Here is a 21,906-nt window from a genome sequence, read left to right on the forward strand (position 1 = left end):
GGGCGCAGCCATGCAAGTCAAGCAAATCACCTGCTCGCTGGGCGCGGAACTGGTCGGGGTGAATCTCGGCGATGCCGTGCGCGATGACGGCCTGTTTGCGGAGATCCGCGCGCAGTTGCTGAAGCACCGCGTGCTGTTCCTGCGCAACCAGGACATCAGCCGCGCCGACCACGTCGCGTTCGCGCGTCGCTTCGGCGAACTGGAAGATCACCCCGTTGCCGGCAGCGATCCGGAGCATCCGGGCCTGGTGCGCATCTACAAGACGCCGGACCAGCCCAACGACCGCTACGAGAACGCGTGGCATTCGGACACCACGTGGCGCGAAGCGCCGCAGTTCGGTGCGGTGCTGCGCTGCGTGGAATGCCCGCCGGTTGGCGGCGACACCATGTGGGCGAACATGGCGCTGGCCTATGAGCGCCTGCCCGAACACATCAAGGCACAGATTGCCGATCTGCGTGCTCGCCACAGCATCGAGGCGAGCTTCGGTGCGGCCATGCCGATCGAGAAGCGCCTGGCGCTCAAGGCACAGTTTCCCGACGCCGAGCACCCGGTGGTGCGTACGCACCCGGACACCGGCGAGAAGATCCTGTACGTGAACGCGTTCGCCACGCACTTCACCAACTTCCATACGCCGGAACGCGTGCGTTTCGGCATGGACGCGAATCCGGGCGCGCCCGACCTGCTGCGCTACCTGATCAGCCAGGCTTATGTGCCCGAGTACCAGGTGCGCTGGCGCTGGGAACCCAACAGTGTCGCGATCTGGGACAACACGGCCACGCAGCACTATGCAGTGATGGATTACCCGCCTTGCCACCGCAAGATGGAACGCGCCGGCATCATCGGCACCAAGCCGTACTAAGATCGGCCCGAGGAAGACAATATGCAGAACAATTTGATCGTATCCACGCCGTCGGCGTATTCCTTTCCGCTGCTGGTCAAGCAGCTGCTGACTCACTCGCTGAGCCTTTATGGCGACCAGGAGATCAGCTATCGCGGCGAGATGCGCTACACGTACCGCGATTTCCGCCGCCGCGTGGGCCAACTGGCTTCGACGCTGGCCTCGCTGGGCGCGAAGCACGGTTCCACCGTGGCGGTGATGGACTGGGACAGCCATCGCTACCTGGAGTGCTATTTCGGCGTGCCGATGATGGGCGCGACGCTGTTCACCGTGAACGTGCGCCTGTCGCCGCAGCAGATCCTCTACACGCTCAACGACGCCGACGCGGACATCGTGCTGGTCCATCCCGACTTCGTGCCGGTGCTGGACCAGATCCGCGGCGAGCTGACGTGCAAGCCGCGCTTCGTGCTGATGGCCGATGGCCAGGCCGCGCCGCAGACCGAACTGCCGCTGGCGGGCGAGTACGAGGCCTTGCTGGCCGACGCGTCGCCGGACTTCGAGTTTCCCGAGTTCGACGAGAACACCAAGGCAGCCACGTTCTACACCACCGGCACCACCGGCGATCCGAAGGGCGTGTGCTACAGCCATCGCGACATCGTGCTGCACACGCTGACGACCTCGGCCAGCCTGTGCTCGCCGCGCGAGGGGCAGCGCATGCACCGTGAAGACGTGTACATGCCGATCACGCCGATGTTCCACGTGCTGGCGTGGGGCATTCCTTACGTCGCGGTCATGCTTGGCCTGCGCACCGTGCTGCCGGGCCGCTATGCGCCGGACATGCTGCTGAAGCTGCGCGAGCAGGAGAAGGTCACGTTCTCGCATTGCGTGCCGACCATCCTGCAGATGCTGTTGCAGTCGTCGCAGGACAGCGCGCAGGATCTGTCGGGCTGGAAGATCATCATCGGCGGCTCGGCCTTGCCGCCGGCACTGTGCGACGCTGCGCTCTCGCGCGGCATCGATATCTTTGCGGGCTATGGCATGTCGGAAACCGGGCCGATCGTCTCGCTGGCGCAGTTGCCGCCGCGCGTAGCGCCGAAGGACCGCGCGGACGAAGTGCGCATGCGTTGCTCCACGGGGCGTCCGGTGGTGATGGTGGATTTCCGCATCGTCAGCGAAGACATGCAGGACCTGCCGCGCGACGGTGCGAGCCGTGGCGAGATCGTGCTGCGTGCGCCGTACCTGACGCAGTCGTACTTCAAGAAGCCGGCGGCTTCCGAAGACCTGTGGGCAGGCGGCTACCTGCATACGCAGGACGTCGCGGTCATGGGTCAGGATGGCTTCGTGCAGATCGTCGATCGCATCAAGGACGTCATCAAGACCGGTGGTGAATGGGTGTCGTCGATCGAAGTCGAAAACCTCATCACCGAAGTGCCGGGCGTGCAGGAGTGCGCGGTGATCGGGGTGCCCGATGCCAAGTGGGGAGAGCGCCCGATGGCGTTTGTCGTCCGCAAGGCCGGGGCCGAGGTGGGTGCGGATTCCATCCGCCAGCAATTGCTCGGACACGTCGATACGCAACGCATCAGCAAATTCGCTGTGCCCGAGGTGGAACGGATTGCGTTTGTGGCTGAGATTCCAAAGACCAGTGTGGGGAAGATCAATAAGAAGCAACTGCGTGAAAAGGCAGTCTGAAGGGTAGGAAAGGGAGAAGGTTTGGACGCTGGCTCTTGAAGGGGGGTCAGCGTTTTTTTTTAATTTACACACTGCCTGCCGCGTAGATGATCAGGATAGATACGTCAGATGAGCGAACCCGGATTACTTGGTGGCTCCGCCTAACCGCGCCATCGGCAGGACGCCTACGGCTGCGCTGCGCGCACTCTGTGAAAACCGAGGGAAGAGAAGGGAAGAAGCGGAAGCACCAGCATCGGCGTCGTTGATGTCCTCTCGCCTGCCGACTACTGAGCCGCGCAGCAGCCGAAGGCGATGATGCGATATCGCTGGCAGTGTCGGGCCACGGACAGGTTCGGGGCTGGTTCAATCATTGCGGGAGAGCCTGCATACGGACGCGCTCCACGCGGCAGGCAGCGGGGCAGACTCTGAAGCGAATACCCGTACGAAATTCGTCGCACGCTACGATCAATATTCGCCCGTTAGGGCAAGTAAACGCGTTTTTTGGTTACTTTTTGTCGCTCGGACAAAAAGTGACTCGCAGGCTACGCCGGCGAAACAGCAGCGCGTGTCAAGAACGATAAAAAAAATCGCCCTCCAGAACTGAGAGCGATCATTAATAAAATAAAAAAATCAAAATTCAAGGCTGAATATTAAACGCCTTAACAATCTTCCCATTCCGTTCATATTCATCCTGCAGCGACTGGCCAAGCTGCGGCAGCGTCTGCGCCGCCATCGGCTCATAGCCAAGGGTTTCCATCCGCTCATGCACCTTGGCCGTTGCTGCGGCCTTGTAAGCTGCAGTCTGGATTTTCTGTGCCAGTTCAACCGGCACCTTGGCGGAGGCAATCACCCCGATCCAGTTGCTGAATTCAACATCCGCATATCCCAGCTCCGCAAACGTCGGCACCTGCGGCAGCAGCGGCGAGCGGCTCTTCGAAGCCACCGCGAACGCCTGCACCTTGCCAGCCTTGATCATCGGCAGCGAGGTCACCATGCCGTCGTACATGACTGCAATCTGTCCCCCCATGACCTGCGTCAGCGCAGGCCCTGAACCGGCGAACGGCACATGCTGCAGATCCATCCCGGCCTTCTGGTTCATGATCATGCCGGCGTAGTGCGACGCGGTGCCCGAACTGTAGGAAGCGAAGCTGAGCTTGCCAGGGTTGGCCTTGACGTAGCTGATCAGGGACGGCAAGTCCTTGGCCGGCAGCGTCGGCGCACCGATCATCACCAGGCGCGACCGCGCCACGGCCGCCAGCGGACGGATGTCCTTCATGGTGTCGAACGACTGCTTCAGAACATGCGGCACTTCGGTCAGCACATTGGTGGCCGTCACCATGATGGTCTGTCCATCCGCCGGCGCCGCCAGCAGCGTGTTGATGGCAATGCCGCCACCGGCTCCCGGCTTGTTGTCCACCACCACCGGCTGCCCGAGATCGGCGGAAAGCTGGTCGGCCAGCAGCCGCGCCATGACGTCCATGGTGCCGCCAGCCGGCGCCGGCACCAGCATGCGGACCGGCTTGTTGGTCCACGCCATCGCGGCGGGCATGGAAACGATCATGACGGCGGCCAGCGCGGCGCGGCGCAGGCGAAGCAGGGCGGTGCGGTTCTTCATTTTTTGTTGTCTCCGTTATGAATTTGATTCTAGGCGTGCAAAGGCACCCGTGCCCCGCCGTTCAACGGCACAGGCACGAGTATTGGGAATACGTTCGATACAGGACGTGATTCGCCCCCGTTGAGGAAGAACCCCCTTCAGGCGGCAGCACGCGTGGCGATCTGCTTTGCCCGCGCCAAAGCGCGCAGCATGGCTTCCAGCAGCGCTTCCGGCGGGCGCGAGCCCGACACGCTGTGCGTGCCGTTGAAGATGAAATGCGGCACGCCAAGCCCTGCACGCGGCGGCGAATCTTCAGGGCCATTCAACGCCGGCAGCCATTCCAGGTCGTGCCGCACAGGCGTGCCTGCGTTACCCGGCACGTCGATGCCGCACTCGATCAGCGCGTCGCCGAGCACTTGCCCGTCACCGATGTTCTGGGCGCGCAGGAAATAGCGCGTGAACAGGTTGTCGACCAGCGCCGTCGCGGCCTGTGCACCGTCCTGCTGGCGCACGAAGCGCACCAGCCGATGCGCCAGCAGCGTGTTGGGAAAGGTTTCGATGCGTTCGAGCGCCAACTCCAGGCCGGCTTCGCGCGCGGCACTCTTTACTTGTGCCTGGCGCACGGCGACGGCCTGCGGGCTGCCCAGCCGCGCGACGTAGAAGTCGCGATACGGAATGCCATCGGGCGGCGTGGCGGGAATCAGCGGGTACGAGCGCCATTCGACTTGCACGGTAACGTCCGGGCGCTCGCGCGCGAGCAGGTCGATGGCGGTTTCAAGATGCCGTTTGCCGATCAGGCACCACGGACAGATCAGGTCGAAGTACGCTTCGACCGACAGAGTGTTGGTTGGGGTCATGTCTGGGGAGGGCGCGGAGGGTGGGCGCGTAGCGGTCAGGCGCTCGGCGCCGCCGTGCTGCGATTCGGGCGTCGTGTCGGCAGCGCGGCCATGACTTCGGCGCGCTGCACATCGGTCATCTGTTCCCAGCGGCCGATTTCCACGACGGTCCTGCCGCAACCCTGGCAATACTTGCCAGCCAGGTCCATGCGGCAGATGTTGATGCAGGGATTGGCGACGGAAATGGACGCGTTCATGGTTCCTTCACTTGCTGTGGCGAGTTTGGGTGACCGAAGTATCGGTGAACGGCGCATGGAAATTTGACGATCCGGGACGGTCGATTTACATTTCGGGACAGTCAGGGAAAACGCGATGTCCTACTACCTTCGCAGTGCCAGCCTTACCAACTATGTGGAAGTGGCCCGCTCCGTGGGCCTGGATCCGCATCAGCAGTTGCGCGCCGCGAAGATCAGCCGCGATGCGCTGCTCGACCCGGATATCCGCATCCCGGCGGAGAAGGTCGGCCGCCTGCTGGATGATTCCGCGCGCGCCGCGCACGTGGACGATTTTGGCGTGCGCATGGCGGAACTGCGCCAGGTTTCGAATCTTGGCCCGCTTGCCTTCGTCGTGCGCGAGCAGCCGACGTTGCGGCGCGCGCTGGAGTCGATGGTGCGTTACATGGGCGTACAGAACGAAGCGCTTGCGATGCGCATGGAAGAGTCGGAGGGCCTTCTGATGATTCGTCTGCATGTCCTCAGCGACGTGCCCGGTACGTTACGCCAGGCCACAGATCTCGCGGTCGGCGTGATCTACCGCTTGCTGAGCGTATGCCTGGGACCGTCCTGGCGGCCGCGCAGCATCTGCTTCACGCACGCGGCACCCGCGAGCCAGGCCACGTTCCAGCGCGTGTTCGGCATGCCGTGCGTGTTCAACCAGGACTTCGACGGCATTGTCTGTGTCGCCGCCGACCTCGAAGGACCGTTGCCATCGTATGACCCGGTCATGGCGCACCAGGTCAAGCGCTACCTCGGCACCTTGCTGGCCCAGGCAAACACCACTTTGCCCGACAAGGTGCGCGAACTCGTCCACGTGCTGCTGCCGTCCGGCATGTGCTCGGTCGACCGTGTGGCGCAGCATCTCGGCGTGGATCGCCGCACGGTGCACCGGCGCCTGGCGCAGGAAAACACCAGCTACTCGGATATCGTCAACGAGGCCCGCGCCAGCCTGGTCGTGCGTTATATCGACAACCGCGAGCGCCCGCTGTCCGAGGTCGCCACGTTGCTGGGATTCTCGTCGCTGAGCGCATTTTCGCGCTGGTTCGGCGGCCAGTTCGGCTGCAGTGTGTCGAAATGGCGCCTGCAGCAGGACGAAGCCCGGAACAACATGTAGCCGTCGGGTTTTCACCGCGTGGCGGCTGTGACAGAATGCGCCAGCCGCCACCTTTTCATCGCACGCATTGCCAAGGCCTCGCGTGAACGACGTGAACGACTTCTCCGCCACTGTCCCCATCTCCGTCGTCAACGGCTTCCTGTCCGGCGCCGACCCCGCGGCGATGGCACGGCTGGCCGAGTGCTCCGGCATTGCCTCCGAACTGCTGGCCGAGCCGGCTGCCCGCGTCACGCAGGAACAGTTCTCGACGCTGTACCGGCTGCTGGCGAAGGAGCTGGACGACGAAATGCCCGGCATCTTCAGCCGGCCACTGCGCAATGGCACGCTCAAGTACCTCTGCCTGAGCCTGCTCGATGCGCCACGGCTCGAAGTCGCGCTGCGTCGCTTCGGGCAGTTCTTCCACCTGATCCTCGACGACTTCCGCATGGAGTCCCGGCGCGAGGATTCGGCTGGCATCGTCGAACTGGCGGACAGCGCCGCCGGCCCCGCGGCGAGCATGCTGGGGCGCGAGCTGATGCTCAAGCTCGTGCATGGCGTGGCGTCCTGGCTGATTCGCCAGCGCATACCGTTGCTGGCGGTCGAGCTGCCCGATGCCCGGCCGCCACTCGCGAGCGACCATCTTTACCTGTTTCCGGGGCCCGTGCATTTCGACCGGCAGCACACGCGGCTGGTGTTCGACGCGGCCCTTCTGGACCTGCCTGTGCGGCAACGCAAGCCCGATCTCGAGAAGTTCCTGGCACGCGCGCCGGAAGACTGGATCTTCGTCTCGTTCGCCGAGGAGATGACCTGCCACCGCGTGCGCCAGCACGTGGCCGACTGCCTGCCGGCATCGCCCACCATCGATGAGGTGGCGCAGGCGCTGCACCATTCGGTGCGCACGCTGTGCCGTCGGCTCTCGGCCGAAGGCACTACGTTCCAGGCCATCAAGGACGAGGTGCGGCGCGATATCGCCATCCGCCGCCTGACGCGTTCCGAAGATGCCATCGCGGCCATCGCCTTCGACGTGGGCTTCGACAACCCCACCGCCTTTCATCGCGCCTTCCGCCACTGGACGGGCAGCACGCCGAACGCCTACCGGCGCGCGCCGTAAGCGTGCAGCGGCTGGCAAGGCTGGCCGTCGACTGACAAATCCTGCCACCTCGCGCGTCTCTGGCGCCGCACTGCGCGTGCGCCGGCCTTCGCATGCTGCAATGCGGCACGATTTGTCATTCAAAGGGCGGGTTTAGGTAATCGCTTTCGCGGGGATGGCCCTTACGATCAGGGCCATCAATGATGTCGCAGCACCGCAGGGCCTTGTCCCGGAGCCGGCGCTGCATCGCCGCGAAAGGAATGAGATGAGCTATACCGCGCCCACCAAGGACATGCTGTTCGCCATGCGCGAACTGGCCGGACTGACAAAGATTGCCACGCTGCCGGGCTATGAAGATGCCACGCCGGAAACGGTCGAGGCAGTGCTGGAGGAGGCCGCGAAGTTCCACGGCGAAGTGCTGGCCCCGCTGAACGCCGCCGGCGACCGCCAGCCGAGCAGCTGGAACGACGGCCAGGTCACGACCACAGAAGGCTTCCGCGACGCGTTCCGCCAGTTCGGCGAAGGCGGCTGGCAGGGCATCGTGCATCCGGCCGAGTTCGGCGGCCAGGGCCTGCCCAAGCTGGTGGCCGCGCCGTGCATCGAGATGATGAACGCGGCCAACATGTCGTTCGGGCTGTGCCCGCTGCTGACCGACGGCGCCATCGAGGCGCTGCTCACGGCCGGCTCGGACGAGCTCAAGCAACGCTACCTGCCGCGCCTGATCGCCGGCGAGTGGACCGGCACCATGAACCTGACCGAGCCGCAGGCCGGTTCGGACCTGGCGCTGGTGCGCACGCGTGCCGACCGTCAGGCGGACGGTACCTACAAGGTGTCCGGCACCAAGATCTTCATCACCTACGGCGAGCACGACATGGCCGAGAACATCGTGCACCTGGTGCTGGCCCGCACGCCGGACGCGCCCGAAGGCGTGAAGGGCATCTCGCTGTTCCTGGTGCCGAAGTTCCTGGTCAATGACGACGGATCGCTGGGCGCGCGCAACGACGTGGAGTGCGTGTCGATCGAGCACAAGCTCGGCATCAAGGCCAGCCCGACCGCTGTGCTGCAGTTCGGCGACAACGGCGGCGCCATCGGCTACCTGATCGGCGAAGAGAACCGCGGCCTGGAATATATGTTCGTGATGATGAACGCCGCGCGCTTCGGCGTGGGCGTGCAGGGCATCGCCATCTCCGATCGTGCCTACCAGCAGGCCGTGGCCTATGCGAAGGACCGCGTGCAGAGCCGCCCGGTCGATGGTTCGGCGAAGGAAGCGGTGTCGATCATCCAGCATCCCGACGTGCGCCGCATGCTGACCGAAATGCGCGCGCTGACCGAAGGCGCTCGTACGCTGGCACTGGTGGCCGCGGGCTATTCCGACCTTGCGCACCAGTCGCCCGACGCCGGGACGCGTGAACGCTTCGGCGCGGCCTACGAATACCTGGTGCCCGTCATCAAGGGCTGGAGCACGGAGATGTCGCTGGAAGTGACCAGTCTTGGCGTGCAGGTGCACGGCGGCATGGGCTTCATCGAAGAGACCGGCGCGGCGCAACACTACCGCGACGCACGCATCCTGCCGATCTACGAAGGCACCACGGCGATCCAGGCCAACGACCTGATCGGCCGCAAGACCGTGCGCGATGGCGGTGCGGCGGCGCGCGGCATCCTCGCAGAGATCGACAAGACGCTGGAGGCGCTGAAGGAATACGCCGACGGCTGCCGGAATGCCGCGTGCAGCGCCATGCTGATGCGCCTTGGCGTGGCGCGGCTGGCCCTGGGCAATGCGGTGGACCACGTGGTGGAGAACACGCGCAAGGACCCGAATGCCGTGTTCGGCGCGAGCGTCGCTTATCTGAAGCTGACCGGCATCGTGCTGACGGGCTGGCAGATGGCGCGGGCGCTGATCGTTGCGACGCAGAAGCGCGCCGAGGACGAAGCCTTCTACGGCGCCAAGATCGCCACCGCCGAGTACTTCGCCAACCATATCCTGCCGCGCGCTACCGCGTTCGAGGCAGCGGTCATCAGCACGACGGGCCAGGACGGTTTCCTGGCGCTGGACGAATCCTGCTTCTGACGCGGCGGACCGGAAACCAAGACAAGGAAGGAAAGAAGATGGCAATCGAAGGCTACAGCATGGCGACGCTCGACGCGTTCGTCGGCAAGGAACTCGGCGTGTCCGAGTGGGTGGAGATCGACCAGGCGCGCATCGACGCGTTCGCGCACTGCACCGGCGACCACCAGTGGATCCACGTGGATGTGGATCGCGCGCAGCGCGAAAGCCCGTTCGGCGGCACCATCGCCCACGGCTACCTGACGCTCTCGCTCGTGGCGAGCCAGATGATCGATCTGGGCGCCGTGCCGCATGACGCGAGCGCCGCGGTGAACTACGGCCTGGAGAAGGCGCGCTTCCTGACGCCGGTGAAGGCGGGCGCGCGCGTGCGCAACCGTCTGAGCCTGATTGCGGCCGACCGCAAGGGCGACGGGCGCGTGCTGGTGCGGATGGAGAACGCGGTAGAGATCGAAGGCGAGGGCAAGCCCGCACTGGTGGCCGAGTCGCTCGCGCTGCTGGTCGCCTGAAGCACGAACAAGAAACACGAAGACATCAATAAGGCAGGACGAGGTGGGCAGCATGACAACAGCCGTGAGTACGAGAACGCCGGCAAAGAAGGCAAAGAAGACTGTAGCAAGGGCAGCCGCTCGGGCGGAGACCCTGGACAACGCGCCGGCCGTGACGGGGCCGAATCCGTTCGTGGGCATGCGCCCGCAGGACCTGGTCAGCACCGCGCAGCAGATCGGCGCGCAGTGCGTGCAGGAACCGACGCTGCTGCTGGAGCAGCAGTCCCGGCTCGCGCAGGACCTGATGGCGGTCGCGAACGGCACGGCGCCCGCGCCCACCACGCGCGACCGCCGCTTTGGCGATCCCGCCTGGCAGGACAATCCGGTCTACCGCATGGCCCTGCAGGGATACCAGGCGTGGCGTGATGCGGTGACCGGTTTCGTCACCCGCTCGGTGATGGACGGCCGCAGCAAGGACCGCGCGCAGTATTTCACCGACCTGCTGATGGACGCGGTGGCGCCGACCAACACGCTGCTGGGCAATCCCGCCGCGCTGCGCAAGACGTTCGAAACCGGCGGCCTGAACCTGGTCAGCGGCCTGGTCAACCTGCTGGCCGATACCCTGACCAACCAGGGCATGCCGTCGCAGGTCGACAAGGGCGCGTTCCGCGTCGGCAAGAACCTTGCCGCCACGCCTGGCGCGGTGGTGTTTCGCAATGATGTGCTCGAACTGATCCAGTACACGCCGACCACCGCGAACGTCCATGCCCGGCCGCAGCTGATCGTGCCGCCGCAGGTCAACAAGTTCTATGTGTTCGACCTTGCGCCGGGCAAGAGCATGGTCGAACACCTCCTGCGCAACGAGCTGCAGGTGTTCATGGTGAGCTGGCGCAACCCGACCTCGGCCCACCGCCACTGGAACCTCGACACCTACGTCGGTTCGCTGGTCGAAGCCATCCATGCGATCCGCGAGATCACGGGCAGCGCCGACGTGAACCTGCATGGCGCGTGCTCCGGCGCGATGACGATGTCGGCATTGATGGGCTACTGCGCGGCGCGCGGCGAAAAGCTCGTGCACGCGGCCACGCTGATGGTGTCGGTGTTCGGCCTCGATTCGCAATCGCAGCTGGGCCTGTTCGCGACGCCGGAAGCCATCGATGCCGCGCGGCAGGGCAGCCAGGCCCGCGGCGTGCTCGACGGCGAGGAACTCGGCCGTGTATTCGCATGGATGCGGCCGAACGACCTGGTGTGGAACTACTGGGTCAACAACTACCTGCTGGGCAAGGCCCCGCCGGCGTTCGACATCCTGTTCTGGAACAACGACACCACGCGCCTGCCGGCGGGCCTGCATGGCCAGTTGCTCGACATGCTGACGCTGAACCAGCTGGCGACGCCGGGTGCGCTGCGCATCCTCGGCGAGCCGATCGACCTGGCCGCGGTGGATTGCGACAAGTACGTGCTGGCCGGCATGACCGACCACATCACGCCGTGGAAGGGTGTGTACAGCTCGGTGCGCGCCTTTGGCGGCAAGACCGAGTTCGTGCTCAGCTCCAGTGGCCACGTGCAGAGCCTGATCAACCCGCCCGGCAATGCCAAGGCGAAGTACTTCCTGAACGACGCGCAAGGGGCGGATCCCGAGGCGTGGCTCGAAGGCGCCACGACGACCCAGGCGTCCTGGTGGGAGCACTGGGGCGAATGGCTGAAGACGCGCTCGGGCGACATGCACGCCGCGCCGTCGGAGCTGGGCAGCGCGCGCCATGTGCCCCTGTGCGAAGCGCCGGGACGCTATGTGACCGAGGCCTGATCTCCGGATCGCGGCCCGTCGATTTCTGTGAAGTAACCTGTAAGGAGAGTTGAAGATGGAAGCCACCAATACCGCCGCCTACAAGAAGGTGTTTGATTTCGTCAAGCAGAACCGCCTGGACCCGGCGGCGATCCTCGAATCGCGCCGCAAGGACATCGAGGCGATCGCCAGCGTGAACGTCACGCTGCTGGCCGGCCTGCAATCGCTGGTGCGCCAGCAGGCCGAGTTCCTGACGGACACCGCCGCCGAGCTGCAGTCGCTCGCGCGCCGTGGCCAGGGCGCCGACGGCGAAGCCGCGGCCAAGGTTTCGGAAGTGCTGCCGCGCTCGCTGCAGAAGGCCGTGGCCGGCCTGCGTGGCCTGACCGATACTGTGTACAAGGCCCAGGCCGACAGCGTTGCCACGGTGGGCAAGCGCCTGGCGGAAAACGTCGAAGAGGTGAAGGGCATCCTGCGTCCCAAGCAGTAAGCGCAAGAGAGCATGGCCGCCCCCGGCCATGCTTCGCCGCCAATCTCTCCGGACACTTGATGACAACAAACAACACCAGCCTCGACGCTGGACAAATCATGCAGACCCGAACGGTAGACCTGGACGGGCAGGAACTCAGGGTCGGCATCCGGCCCGGCAGCCGCGCGCATCCGCCGCTGCTCATCTTCAACGGCATTGGCGCCAACCTCGAACTCGTCGAGCCGTTCGTCGATGCGCTGGAGGACGTCGAAGTCATCATCTTCGACATCCCCGGTGCAGGGCATTCTCCGGCGCCATTGTTTCCCTATCGCTTTTCCAACCTGTGCGTGATGGCCGACAAGCTGCTGTCACGCCTCGGCTATGCGGGCCCCGTCGATACGCTCGGCATTTCATGGGGCGGGGCGCTCGCGCAGGAGTTCGCGCGGCTCTATCCGCGGCGCTGCCGCCGGCTGGTGCTGGCCGCGACGTCGCCCGGTGTCCTGATGGTGCCGGGCAGTCCGTCCGTGCTCACGAAGATGATCGGCGTGCGGCGCTATTCCGATCCGCAGTACCTGCAACGCGTAGGCGCCGAGCTTTACGGCGGGGCCTTCCGCGATGATCCGTCACTGCTCGACGAGCATGGCCGCCATATGCACCCGCCGCGCGGACGCGGCTACCTTTACCAGCTGATGGCCGCATGGGGCTGGAGCAGCCTGCCATGGCTCGGGGCGCTGAAGCAGCGCACGCTGGTGCTGCATGGCAGCGATGATCCGATCGTGCCGCTGGTGAATGCGAGGATCCTGGCAAAGTGCATTCCGCACGCCACGCTCCGAGTATTCGACGACGACGGGCACCTTTTCCTGCTGACTGCCGCCGGTGAAACGGCGCGCGTGGTGGCGGAGTTCCTGCACGGGAACAGCCACTGACGATCGCGTGCAGGTGCGTCAGGAGCTCGGTACGCCGGGAGCCTGCTCCTGCACGAAGCGGTTACGGCCGGTGCGCTTGGCCTGGTACATGGCGCTGTCGGCGCGGCTCAGGAGGGTATCGATCGCCGGCATCTCCGGAATCGCGCAGACCGCGCCCAGGCTGATCGTGACGACCGGCTGGGTCGGCGAGCCGTCGTGCGGGATATCCAGGCGGCGCACCGCCGCGACCAGCCGCTGCGCCAGCGCGTGCGTGTCCTGCGGGCTGGCTTCGGGCAACACCACCGCAAATTCTTCACCGCCCAGGCGCGCGCAAAACTGGCCCGGCTCCAGTTCGTCGACCAGGGCGCCTGCCACCTGCCGCAGGCAGGCGTCGCCGACCGGATGGCCGTACAGATCGTTGAACTGCTTGAAGCGATCGATATCGAGGATCATCAATCCCAGCAAGCCGCCGCGTGCAAACGCGCGCTCGGCGGCGGCGTGCGCTTCGCGCTGGAAATATCGGCGGTTGGGAATGCCGGTCAGCGCGTCGATGTCCAGGTCGGCCTGGATGCGCGACAGCTGTGCCTGGGTCTGGCCCAGGCGCTGGGTCAGCGCCAGTTCGCGCTCGCGATAGCGGGTGATATCACGCAGGAAGACCAGCGTGCCGATGCGCTTGCCGTCCATGCGGCGGACCGCCTCGGCGCACAGTTCGAACGGCATGCCGGGCGGCACGATCGGCATCGCATTGCCGGCCGTCTCGGACAGTACGCTTTCCAGCGCCGCGGGCGCCGGCCGGTTCCGGGCGATCTCCGGCAGCAGCCGCGCGCAAGCCGGGTTGAAATCCACCACCATGCCTTCGGGGCTCACGATCACGCAGCCTTCGCCGAGGGCATCGAAGACGCGCAGCCGCGCGTAATGGCCAATGTCGCCAAGATGCGTGCGCAGGGCGCAGAACCACACCAGCACGGCCATCAGCGAGAACGTGGCCGGCGTCAGGTCGCCGCCCAGCGGGCCGGTCCAGCGCACAAGGTAGGCCGCGTGCGCGCTCAGCGGAAGCAGCAGGGCGCCGGCGAGGATATTGCGGCCCCGTCGCGACAGCGCTTCGTTCGGCACTTCGGCGGTCAGCAGGAAGTACAGGCTCAGGGCCAGCAGCCCGTAGGTCCACGCGGCGGCCAGGGCATAGCCGGGGCCGTGCTCGAACACCGCTCCTGGCGCAACGCCAGGCGGCGAGAGCGTGATGCGGGTCCAGATCCAGTGGTGGTATTCGTTGGTAAAGACCAGCGCGACCGTCACGGCCGCCGCCAGCCACGGCAGCGACAGGATCGACCACGGCACCACGTAGCGGGGCCGGCTCAGGTGCACCATGGCTACAAGCCAGCCGATCGGAACGGCGACGATGCCGAAATACTGGATCTTCGCCCAGAGGATGCGCCAGTAAAGGTCCGGCGAACTGACCTCCAGCAGCCGCCCGCCACTCCAGATCGCCACGCCGACCGCCAGCGTCAGGAATGCCCTGACGGTCGGATCATCGCGCCGCGGCAGGGCGGTGAAGATCATGCCAACGGCACCGACTACGGCAATCGTCAGGCAAAGGACTAGAGGGTAGAAAGGCATGGGTCGCGGCTGGCCCGGAGGGCATCGCAGGTCGCCTGCCTTGCCTGCCCTGTATGGTGGCGCCCATTATAGGGGGTCGTCGGTCTTTAGCTGGCGTAGCCGGCACGGTTCTCTGGTTATGACGGGGTCATTGCTCTTGGCATGCGCGGCTGCTTCGAAGGGAGAAAGGGAAGCACCAGCATCTGCGCCGTTGATGACGTTCCGCCTGCCGACTACTGAGCCGCGCAGCAGCCGAAGGCGATGATGCGATATCGCGGGCAGTGTCGAGCCACGGACAGGTTCGGGGCTGGTTCAATCATTGTTGGAGAGCCTGCATACGGACGCGCTCCACGCGGCAGGCAGCGGGGCAGACTCTGAAGCGAGTACCCGTACGAAATTCTTCGCACACTACGATCAATATTCGTCCGTTAGGACAAGTAAACGCGTTTTTTGGTTACTTTTTGTCGCTCGGACAAAAAGTGACTCGCAGGCTACGCCTGCGAAACAGCCGCGCCTGCCAAGGACGATGACCCGTTCATAACCAAAGAACCCCACCGGCCACGCCGACGAACCATAAGCGCCTGCCAAGAACGACGTCCCCACAAATCAGCAAAAAAACGGCTGCGCGGGGATCTCTCCCCGACACAGCCGCAACGAGCATGCTTTTCTTAAGTCGGCTTAGAACTTGTGGCGAATACCCAGGGCCACGCCAAGCATGGAGTTCTGGCCATTGGCCAGCGCGTAGCTGTTGCCCGTGGCAAGGCTGGTGGCGAAGACGTTGGCGACCGAGTCCATGGCCAGGCCGGCGTGCTTCGAGTAGGCCGTGCTCAGGTACACATCGGTACGCTTGGAGAATGCGTAGTTCGCAATGAACGCGACCTGCCAGGGATTGGCGAGACCGGTGTTGCCGAACTGGCTCTTGAGGTTGTCGTAGTCGTACTCGAGCGACAGGGCAACGGACGGCGTCACCTGGTAGGCGGCGCCGATCCAGTAGAAGTCATCGCGCTGGATCAGCACGTCCGCCGCATTCTTGTTCTGGCCCCAGCGGTAGCCGCCCATGACCTTGGCCGGCCCGTAGGTGTAGCTGGCAGCGACCACAGCCTTCTTGAAGGTGCCGTTGCCGGTGCCGATGGTCGGATTCCACTGGTCGTAGCCGGCGGTCACGCCGAACGGGCCAGCCGAGTAGGCCAGGGCCGTACCGTAGGCGCTGTCGCGCCGGAACTGGCCGGGGACTTCGCCGTTGCCGCCGATAGGCTGTGCCGCGCCGATAAACGCCGGCAGGGCCAGGCCGGTACCGAACGACCAGTGGGCCAGGGCCGTGACCGGGCCGAACTGGCCCGTGTACTTCACCGTGTTGTCTTCACGGAAGTTCGGGCCGGTCAGGAAGGCAGCCGGCTCGTATTGCGTGGCATAGGCACCCGGCACGAAGTTGGCGAGCGCTTCGAAGATCGAGGTGTACTGGCGACCGAGCGTGACCTGGCCGAAGGTGGCGCTCTGCACGCCGACATACGCCTGGCGGCCGAACAGGCGGCTGCTCTGCTGGAGGGTGCCGCTATCCAGGCTGAAGCCGTTCTCGAGCACGAACAGCGCCTTCAGGCCATTGCCGAGATCTTCGGTGCCGCGCAGGCCCCAGCGGGAGCCCGACACGCCACCGGAATTCATGCGGTAGACGTTGTGGGACGGACCCGAATTGAACTGGTTGGCCGCCTGCGGAATGGCGCCAACATGGTTTGCGTATTCGATGTTGATGTCGGCGACGCCGTACAGCGTGACGTTGGATTGCGCAAATGCGCTTCCCGAACAGGCAAGCAATGTGGCCAGGGCCATGCTCCTGAGTTTCATGGGGCAATTCTCCGTTTCTTTCTTTGGTGGTGGTGCGGGTGTTCCCGTCGAAATGGGTGCTGCTGGGTACTGTTTTGGGGGCGCGCGCCGACGCGGCCCGTGCCGACCTTGCGGTCTGCGGGTCTGCTGCCGGCGTTTGTCGTATTCGTCAGCAGAGGCGGAGTAACTGGTCGATCAGTTCCGTCGCGCGCGGCCACGGTCCGTAGCCGGCGGCCGGGTTGAGGTGGCCGACCTCGCCGAGGTCGACCAGCTGGCTGCCCCAGTCGCTCGCCATCCGGGTGGCGCGTTCGTACGTCGCCAGCGGGTCATTGCGGCTTGCGGCCAGGATGCTCGGGAAGGGCAGCGGCTTGCGCGGCACGGGCAGCCAGCCATGCTCGGCCAGGGCTTCCTTTTGCGGATAGCCGGCCGGCATCGGCGTTTCAAGGTCGGCCGGCGTCACCAGCAGGGCGCCGCGGATCTTGCGGTGATGCTTCACGGCCCAGTGCACGCTGATCATCACGCCGGCGCTGTGGGCGACCAGCACCACCGGACCGTTGATCTTCGCCAGCGCAGCGTCCAGCGCGGCCACGCGGGCGTCGCGGCTCAGCTTGTCGTGTTCCAGCGGCGCCACGGAACGGGCGTTCGGCAGTTGCGCCTCGAGCAAGGTCTGCCAGTGCTCGGCCACGTGGTCACGCAGACCGGGAACCAGCAGGACGGTGGTGTCGGGAGTCAGGCTCATCGGGATTCCAGTTAGTCCGGGTGGAGGTCAGTGGGCGGCTTGCCGGGCGTCGCACTGGCGTTCCAGGCGCTGCAGGTCATCGGCGTAGTAGCGGCGGCCGACGATGAAGCACACCGCGGCAAGCAGGCCGGTCAGCGGAATCCACTGCAGCGCGCCGAGCAGGCCGATGCGGTCGGCGAGCACGCCGGTGACGAACGGTCCTGGCGCCAGGCCCAGCAGGTTGTTGGCCAGCGTGAGCGTGGCGAACGCGGTGGCGTGGATGGCCGGATTCGTCAGGTTGGCGACCACCGCACTGGCGGGGCCGGCCGTACCGCCGACCAGCAGCATGCCGGCACCGATCAGGGCCAGTTGCGCCGCACCGGCCGGCATCCGGAAGGCCACGGCCAGCAGCACGCAGCAGACCAGGCTATAGGCGATCGCCATCAGCCATTTGCGGGCCGGGCAACGACGGGCGACCCAGTCGGTCAGCGCGCCGCACGCCACCATGCCGACGCCCGCAGCCAGTACGAAGGCGGCAGCGGTAATGCCTGCGCGATCGGTCGCCATGCCGTAGTAGCGCGACAGGTAGCTGGGCATCCAGGCCAGCAGCGCACCCATGACGAGCAGTTGCAGCGCGCTGCCAACGTAGGCGCAGAGGATCGAACGTGCCGAGAACAGTGCGGACAGCAGCGGGCGCAGGGCCAGGCTCTCGCGCTGGGTTTCGGCGGGTGCGTCCTCGCCAAGCGCGAGGCGTTGAGCCTTCAGGCGCGGTTCCGTGATGAGGGCGCGATAGATGACTACCAGCACCAGGCCGAAGATCGCCATGCCGGCGAATGCCCAGCGCCAGCCGAACTGGGCCGACAGCGCGCCGCCGGCGGCCATGCCCAGCACCGAACCGAAGGCGCCGCCGGCGATGAAGGCGGAGCTCAGGCTGGCGCGCAGGTGGCGCGGGAATACCGACAGCACCACGGCGATGCCGACGCTACCGTAGGCGGCTTCACCGATGCCGACACACAGTCGGGCGATGAACATCTCACCGAAATTGTTGGCCAGTGCACAGCCCAGCGTGGCCAGGCTCCAGAGCGCGGCCATCAGCGTCAGGCTTTTGACGCGGCCCCAGCGGTCGGCGAGGATCGACAGCGGAAACGTGAGCAGGCCGACCATCAGGGCGACGATGCCGCCCAGGGCGCCCAGTTCGGTATCGGTCAGCGCCCATTCCGCCTTCAACAGCGGGAACACGGCGTTGAGCACCTGGCGCGACATGTAGTCGGACAGCAGCAGGCCGAAGCTCAGGGCGAACACCAGCCACGGGTACAGGCGCGAAGCGGTCGCGGCCGGCTTGCCGGTCAGCATGGTGGGGTGGGTGGATTGTTGTCCAAGCATGGATGCCTCTCTTCTGTAAGACTCGATCGCTTGCGGCTGTGGCCGCTGGCGTCGCCGCTTCTGCCCGGGGCACTTGAACGGCTCCGGTCGCGACTGGCGAAGTATCGGGGATTGTCAGGTCGCGGTTTGACTATCCGGGACAACTTGTTTGCATCTCGGGACAGTCGGGGAAAACGCGTAGGAGGTGCCGGCGGGCCGTACCGCGCGTGTCGGACAGTGCAATGCGGCAGCGGTGATGGGCCTGCTTCACCCATCTTAGGCAGGCATCCGATGCGTCGCCGGATCGGCCGCGCGTCCGCGGATGGATGACTCCGAAACGCTCCATCGCCCGCCGACGCACTCGTGCATGAAAGCGCTGTGCAGACCAGGCCAAGTGATCTGAATTAATTCGCGAGAAATTGCAAATGTGCCCGCGACGCACTATCGTCGTAGCGTGACCGTCACACACGCAGGTCAGGCGGATCGCCATTGCACGATCATCGTGCGTGCTTCATTCCGCTGAATTCAGCCGGGAGAGTCGCCATGAGTGTCTGGGGAAGGGGGCTGGTCCGGGCGGCCTGGGGTGTGCCGGTTGCGTGCCTGATGTCTGGCGCCGGCCAGGCCATCGCGCAGCAGCAACCGCCGCAACAGCCGCCACAGCAAGCGCAACAACAAGCGCCGCAACAGGCGCAGGCACCCACGTTCAAGCCCGAAGAACTCGAGGCGCTGGTCGCGCCCATTGCGCTGTACCCGGATTCGGTGCTGTCGCAGGTGCTGATGGCCTCCACGTATCCGCTTGAAATCGTGGAGGCCGCACGCTGGGTCAAGGCCAATCCCAAGCTCAAGGGCGACGATGCCGTCAAGGCGGTGGCCAACCAGTCGTGGGATGTCAGCGTCAAGTCGCTGGTCGCCTTCCCGCAGGCGCTTGAGCCGATGAACGACAAGCTCGACTGGACCCAGAAGCTCGGCGATGCGTTCCTGGCGCAGGAAGCGGACGTGCTGGCCGCGGTGCAGCGCCTGCGCGCAAAGGCGCAGCAGGCCGGCAACCTGAAGTCGAACGAGCAGCAGCAGGTGAGCGTCGAGCCGGGCACGGTATCGGGGCAGCCGGGACAGACCATCGTCAAGATCGAGCCGGCCAACCCGGAAGTCATCTACGTCCCGTCCTATAACCCGACCGTCGTGTACGGGTCATGGGGATATCCATCCTATCCGCCGTATTACTGGCCGCCGTATCCGGCCTACTATCCGGGCGCCGCGTTGGCGACGGGCTTCGCCTGGGGCGTCGGCCTGGCGGCGGCGGGCGCGATCTTCGGCGGCTGCAACTGGGGCGGCGGCGACGTCAATGTCAACGTCAACCGGGCCACCAATATCGACCGCAACTTCAATGCCTCCAAGGTGCAGAACGGCAAGTGGCAGCACGACGCCGGCCACCGCAAGGGCGTGGCCTACCGGGACAATGCCTCGCGCGAGAAATTCGGCCGCAATGTGCCCGGAGGCGATCGGCGCAATGAGTTCCGTGGCCGCGAAGGTGCCGGAGACCGGGGTGGTCTCGGTGATCGCGGGGGCGTGGGTGACCGGGGCGGCGTTGGCGACCGCGGGGGTGTGGGTGACCGGGGCGGCGCTGGCGATCGCGGTGGTGTGGGTGACCGGGGCGGCGTGGGCGACCGCGGTGGTGTCGGTGACCGTGGCGGTGTAGGCGATCGCGGCGGTGCGTCGAACCGGGCTGGTGTTTCGGACCGGGCTGGCACCGGGGATCGTGGCGGCGCGGCGGGTGCGGGGAACCGCGCACAGACCGCTAATCGTAGCGGTGCCCGCGATAGTGCCTTTCAGGGGGTTGGCGGCGGCGGTGCGTCGCAGCGTGATTTCGATCGTGGCCGCAGCAGCCTGCAATCGTCGCCGGCCCATCGCGGTGGCGGCGGGTTCAGTGGCGGAGGCGGCGGTGGTCGCGGAGGCGGTGGATTTGGCGGTGGCGGTCGCGGCGGCGGTGGCGGCGGTCGTGGCGGTGGTGGCAGGCGCTGAACGGGGAGAACGGCCATGATGAAGCCACTTGTCTTTTCCGGTATGCCGTTTGCGGCCCGGTGCCGCGAGGTCGCCGTCGCGTTGGCGCTGGTCGCCGGCACCGCAGGGTTCGCGCACGCGCAGCAAAACTTCCCGACGGCCAATGACGCGATGGCCGCCTTTGGGTCTGCGGTCGAAAGCAGCGACGACGCGGCCATGAAGAAAATCTTCGGTGAAGGGTTCGCGAAGCTGATCCCACCCGTCGGCGCCGACATCCGCACCCGGTTCCTGACCGCCTGGGGTGCTTCCCACGCAGTGCAGGCGGTCGATGACCAGCATGCGCGCATTGCCGTCGGCTCGGATGGATGGACACTGCCCGTGCCGCTGGTCAAGACCGCGCAAGGCTGGCACTTCGATACGGCCGCCGGCCTTCAGGAAATGCGCGTGCGCCAGATCGGGCGCAACGAACTGGCCGTCATGCAGACGTTGCTGGCCATTCACGATGCGCAGGCCGAGTATGCGCAGGTCGATCACGACGGCAGCGGCGTGCTTGCCTATGCCTCGAAGCTGGCCAGCTCGCCCGGCAAGCAGGACGGCCTGTACTGGCCCACCAAGCCGGGAGAAAAACCGAGCCCGCTGGGCGAGGCGTTCCTGACCGCCGGCAAGCGCGGCGCGGGAGCGGAAGGCTACTACGGCTATCACTACAAGCTGCTCACGAAGCAGGGCGCGAGCGCGCCCGGCGGCGCATTCGATTACCAGGTGCGCGGCAAGCTGTTCGGGGGATTCGCCGTGATCGCCTGGCCGGTCCGCTATGGCCAGACCGGTGTGAAGACGTTCATGGTCAGCCATTCGGGTGAAGTCTTCGAGCGCGACCTCGGCACCGAGACCGCGACCAAGGCGGCGGCGACGACCTCATTCGATCCGGGATCGGGCTGGACCAAGGTGACGCCATGACACGCATCTTCCTGGCGGTGCTGGCTGCGGTGCTGATGACCTTCCAGGGCGGATGCACCTACTATGGCGCGCCGGCGATGGTGCCGGCGAATTTCGATCGCTCGTTCGACGCCGCGGCGGGCGCCATGCGCGATGAGGGAGTGGCTGTCAGTGTGCAGGATCGCGCTAGCGGGTCCATTGCCGGCAATGTCGGCAATACGGTGATCCGGGCCAGCGTAGTGCGGCAGGCCGACGGCTCGGTGCGCGTGCAGTTCGATTCGAGCGATTCGCGCGATCCGGGCCTGCTCGGACGTATCTCCAGCCGCTACGACCAGCGCATGGGCCGGTGAGACCTGCGCGCGTGCCCCGAACCCTGAACCGCC

General features: G+C 65.8%; 19 protein-coding genes. 12 read left to right on the top strand and 7 right to left on the bottom strand.

Going from position 1 to position 21,906, the window contains the following annotated elements; genetic code table 11:
* Window positions 1-10 precede the first annotated feature (10 nt).
* Window positions 11-859 carry a TauD/TfdA dioxygenase family protein gene (locus AC3FKH_RS23155; protein WP_488678108.1) on the top strand — a complete coding sequence of 283 codons (849 nt, stop codon included), beginning with the start codon at window positions 11-13 and terminating at the stop codon, window positions 857-859.
* A gap of 21 nt (window positions 860-880) precedes the next feature.
* Window positions 881-2,527 carry a fatty acid--CoA ligase gene (locus AC3FKH_RS23160; RefSeq protein ID WP_488678109.1) on the top strand — a complete coding sequence of 549 codons (1,647 nt, stop codon included), beginning with the start codon at window positions 881-883 and terminating at the stop codon, window positions 2,525-2,527.
* A 616-nt stretch (window positions 2,528-3,143) separates the two neighbouring features.
* Here AC3FKH_RS23160 and AC3FKH_RS23165 read toward each other — a convergent pair.
* The 3 genes from AC3FKH_RS23165 to AC3FKH_RS23175 all read right to left on the bottom strand — a co-directional run bounded on the left by AC3FKH_RS23165 (window position 3,144) and on the right by AC3FKH_RS23175 (window position 5,193).
* Complete coding sequence (locus AC3FKH_RS23165) at window positions 3,144-4,121, bottom strand: Bug family tripartite tricarboxylate transporter substrate binding protein (protein WP_488678110.1); 978 nt, start codon at window positions 4,119-4,121, stop codon at window positions 3,144-3,146.
* 137 nt (window positions 4,122-4,258) lie between these two features.
* Complete coding sequence (locus AC3FKH_RS23170; protein ID WP_488678112.1) at window positions 4,259-4,957, bottom strand: DsbA family oxidoreductase; 699 nt, start codon at window positions 4,955-4,957, stop codon at window positions 4,259-4,261.
* Window positions 4,958-4,992: 35 nt separating this feature from the next.
* The gene (locus AC3FKH_RS23175) at window positions 4,993-5,193 is read right to left on the bottom strand and encodes a DUF1289 domain-containing protein (RefSeq protein WP_488678113.1); all 201 of its coding nucleotides are present in this window, start codon (window positions 5,191-5,193) and stop codon (window positions 4,993-4,995) included.
* A 115-nt stretch (window positions 5,194-5,308) separates the two neighbouring features.
* On the opposite strand from AC3FKH_RS23175, the gene AC3FKH_RS23180 reads away from it, so the two are divergent.
* From AC3FKH_RS23180 to phaZ, 7 genes are all read left to right on the top strand, one after another.
* On the top strand, window positions 5,309-6,325 hold the full coding sequence (locus AC3FKH_RS23180; RefSeq protein WP_488678115.1) for an AraC family transcriptional regulator: 1,017 nt from the start codon (window positions 5,309-5,311) through the stop codon (window positions 6,323-6,325).
* A gap of 91 nt (window positions 6,326-6,416) precedes the next feature.
* Window positions 6,417-7,415: an AraC family transcriptional regulator gene (locus tag AC3FKH_RS23185; RefSeq protein WP_488678117.1), complete on the top strand. Its 999-nt coding sequence runs from the start codon at window positions 6,417-6,419 to the stop codon at window positions 7,413-7,415.
* A 244-nt stretch (window positions 7,416-7,659) separates the two neighbouring features.
* Window positions 7,660-9,462 carry an acyl-CoA dehydrogenase C-terminal domain-containing protein gene (locus AC3FKH_RS23190; RefSeq protein ID WP_488678118.1) on the top strand — a complete coding sequence of 601 codons (1,803 nt, stop codon included), beginning with the start codon at window positions 7,660-7,662 and terminating at the stop codon, window positions 9,460-9,462.
* Between the two features lie 38 nt (window positions 9,463-9,500).
* Window positions 9,501-9,965 carry a MaoC family dehydratase gene (locus tag AC3FKH_RS23195; RefSeq protein ID WP_488678119.1) on the top strand — a complete coding sequence of 155 codons (465 nt, stop codon included), beginning with the start codon at window positions 9,501-9,503 and terminating at the stop codon, window positions 9,963-9,965.
* Between the two features lie 52 nt (window positions 9,966-10,017).
* Window positions 10,018-11,748 (top strand): alpha/beta fold hydrolase, encoded by a 1,731-nt coding sequence (locus AC3FKH_RS23200; RefSeq protein WP_488678120.1) that lies wholly within the window; start codon window positions 10,018-10,020, stop codon window positions 11,746-11,748.
* Between the two features lie 55 nt (window positions 11,749-11,803).
* Window positions 11,804-12,214: a phasin family protein gene (locus AC3FKH_RS23205; protein ID WP_488678121.1), complete on the top strand. Its 411-nt coding sequence runs from the start codon at window positions 11,804-11,806 to the stop codon at window positions 12,212-12,214.
* A 98-nt stretch (window positions 12,215-12,312) separates the two neighbouring features.
* Complete coding sequence (gene phaZ / locus AC3FKH_RS23210) at window positions 12,313-13,119, top strand: poly(3-hydroxyalkanoate) depolymerase (protein WP_488678123.1); 807 nt, start codon at window positions 12,313-12,315, stop codon at window positions 13,117-13,119.
* An 18-nt stretch (window positions 13,120-13,137) separates the two neighbouring features.
* Here the strand turns inward: phaZ and AC3FKH_RS23215 are convergent, their stop codons facing one another.
* The 4 genes from AC3FKH_RS23215 to AC3FKH_RS23230 all read right to left on the bottom strand — a co-directional run bounded on the left by AC3FKH_RS23215 (window position 13,138) and on the right by AC3FKH_RS23230 (window position 18,613).
* Complete coding sequence (locus tag AC3FKH_RS23215; RefSeq protein WP_488678124.1) at window positions 13,138-14,712, bottom strand: GGDEF domain-containing protein; 1,575 nt, start codon at window positions 14,710-14,712, stop codon at window positions 13,138-13,140.
* Window positions 14,713-15,369: 657 nt separating this feature from the next.
* Window positions 15,370-16,533, bottom strand: a complete 1,164-nt coding sequence (locus AC3FKH_RS23220; protein ID WP_488678125.1) for a porin — start codon at window positions 16,531-16,533, stop codon at window positions 15,370-15,372.
* A 148-nt stretch (window positions 16,534-16,681) separates the two neighbouring features.
* Window positions 16,682-17,251: an RBBP9/YdeN family alpha/beta hydrolase gene (locus AC3FKH_RS23225; RefSeq protein ID WP_488678127.1), complete on the bottom strand. Its 570-nt coding sequence runs from the start codon at window positions 17,249-17,251 to the stop codon at window positions 16,682-16,684.
* Window positions 17,252-17,278: 27 nt separating this feature from the next.
* Complete coding sequence (locus AC3FKH_RS23230) at window positions 17,279-18,613, bottom strand: MFS transporter (RefSeq protein ID WP_483729767.1); 1,335 nt, start codon at window positions 18,611-18,613, stop codon at window positions 17,279-17,281.
* Between the two features lie 522 nt (window positions 18,614-19,135).
* Here AC3FKH_RS23230 and AC3FKH_RS23235 point away from each other — a divergent pair.
* The 3 genes from AC3FKH_RS23235 to AC3FKH_RS23245 are packed head-to-tail and all read left to right on the top strand — an operon-like array spanning window position 19,136 to window position 21,873.
* Window positions 19,136-20,611, top strand: coding sequence for a DUF3300 domain-containing protein (locus AC3FKH_RS23235; RefSeq protein WP_488678129.1), 1,476 nt, complete (start codon window positions 19,136-19,138; stop codon window positions 20,609-20,611).
* A gap of 18 nt (window positions 20,612-20,629) precedes the next feature.
* Complete coding sequence (locus AC3FKH_RS23240) at window positions 20,630-21,544, top strand: DUF2950 domain-containing protein (protein ID WP_488678148.1); 915 nt, start codon at window positions 20,630-20,632, stop codon at window positions 21,542-21,544.
* A complete protein-coding gene (locus AC3FKH_RS23245) occupies window positions 21,541-21,873 on the top strand; it encodes a hypothetical protein (RefSeq protein WP_488678131.1) in 333 nt (110 codons plus the stop codon). Before AC3FKH_RS23240 ends, AC3FKH_RS23245 begins: the two co-directional genes overlap by 4 nt.
* Window positions 21,874-21,906: the final 33 nt, after the last annotated feature.

It is taken from the genome of Cupriavidus sp. 21MJTG02-4 (assembly GCF_057798975.1).

Coding starts and splice junctions, on each gene's coding strand:
- AC3FKH_RS23215 (WP_488678124.1), bottom strand. CDS start 14,712: ATGCCTTTCTACCCTCTAGTCCTTTGCCTGACGATTGCCGTAGTCGGT.
- AC3FKH_RS23195 (WP_488678119.1), top strand. CDS start 9,501: ATGGCAATCGAAGGCTACAGCATGGCGACGCTCGACGCGTTCGTCGGC.
- AC3FKH_RS23240 (WP_488678148.1), top strand. CDS start 20,630: ATGAAGCCACTTGTCTTTTCCGGTATGCCGTTTGCGGCCCGGTGCCGC.
- AC3FKH_RS23245 (WP_488678131.1), top strand. CDS start 21,541: ATGACACGCATCTTCCTGGCGGTGCTGGCTGCGGTGCTGATGACCTTC.
- AC3FKH_RS23205 (WP_488678121.1), top strand. CDS start 11,804: ATGGAAGCCACCAATACCGCCGCCTACAAGAAGGTGTTTGATTTCGTC.
- AC3FKH_RS23160 (WP_488678109.1), top strand. CDS start 881: ATGCAGAACAATTTGATCGTATCCACGCCGTCGGCGTATTCCTTTCCG.
- AC3FKH_RS23225 (WP_488678127.1), bottom strand. CDS start 17,251: ATGAGCCTGACTCCCGACACCACCGTCCTGCTGGTTCCCGGTCTGCGT.
- AC3FKH_RS23155 (WP_488678108.1), top strand. CDS start 11: ATGCAAGTCAAGCAAATCACCTGCTCGCTGGGCGCGGAACTGGTCGGG.
- AC3FKH_RS23180 (WP_488678115.1), top strand. CDS start 5,309: ATGTCCTACTACCTTCGCAGTGCCAGCCTTACCAACTATGTGGAAGTG.
- AC3FKH_RS23235 (WP_488678129.1), top strand. CDS start 19,136: ATGAGTGTCTGGGGAAGGGGGCTGGTCCGGGCGGCCTGGGGTGTGCCG.
- AC3FKH_RS23170 (WP_488678112.1), bottom strand. CDS start 4,957: ATGACCCCAACCAACACTCTGTCGGTCGAAGCGTACTTCGACCTGATC.
- AC3FKH_RS23165 (WP_488678110.1), bottom strand. CDS start 4,121: ATGAAGAACCGCACCGCCCTGCTTCGCCTGCGCCGCGCCGCGCTGGCC.
- phaZ (WP_488678123.1), top strand. CDS start 12,313: ATGCAGACCCGAACGGTAGACCTGGACGGGCAGGAACTCAGGGTCGGC.
- AC3FKH_RS23175 (WP_488678113.1), bottom strand. CDS start 5,193: ATGAACGCGTCCATTTCCGTCGCCAATCCCTGCATCAACATCTGCCGC.
- AC3FKH_RS23230 (WP_483729767.1), bottom strand. CDS start 18,613: ATGCTTGGACAACAATCCACCCACCCCACCATGCTGACCGGCAAGCCG.
- AC3FKH_RS23220 (WP_488678125.1), bottom strand. CDS start 16,533: ATGAAACTCAGGAGCATGGCCCTGGCCACATTGCTTGCCTGTTCGGGA.
- AC3FKH_RS23200 (WP_488678120.1), top strand. CDS start 10,018: ATGACAACAGCCGTGAGTACGAGAACGCCGGCAAAGAAGGCAAAGAAG.
- AC3FKH_RS23190 (WP_488678118.1), top strand. CDS start 7,660: ATGAGCTATACCGCGCCCACCAAGGACATGCTGTTCGCCATGCGCGAA.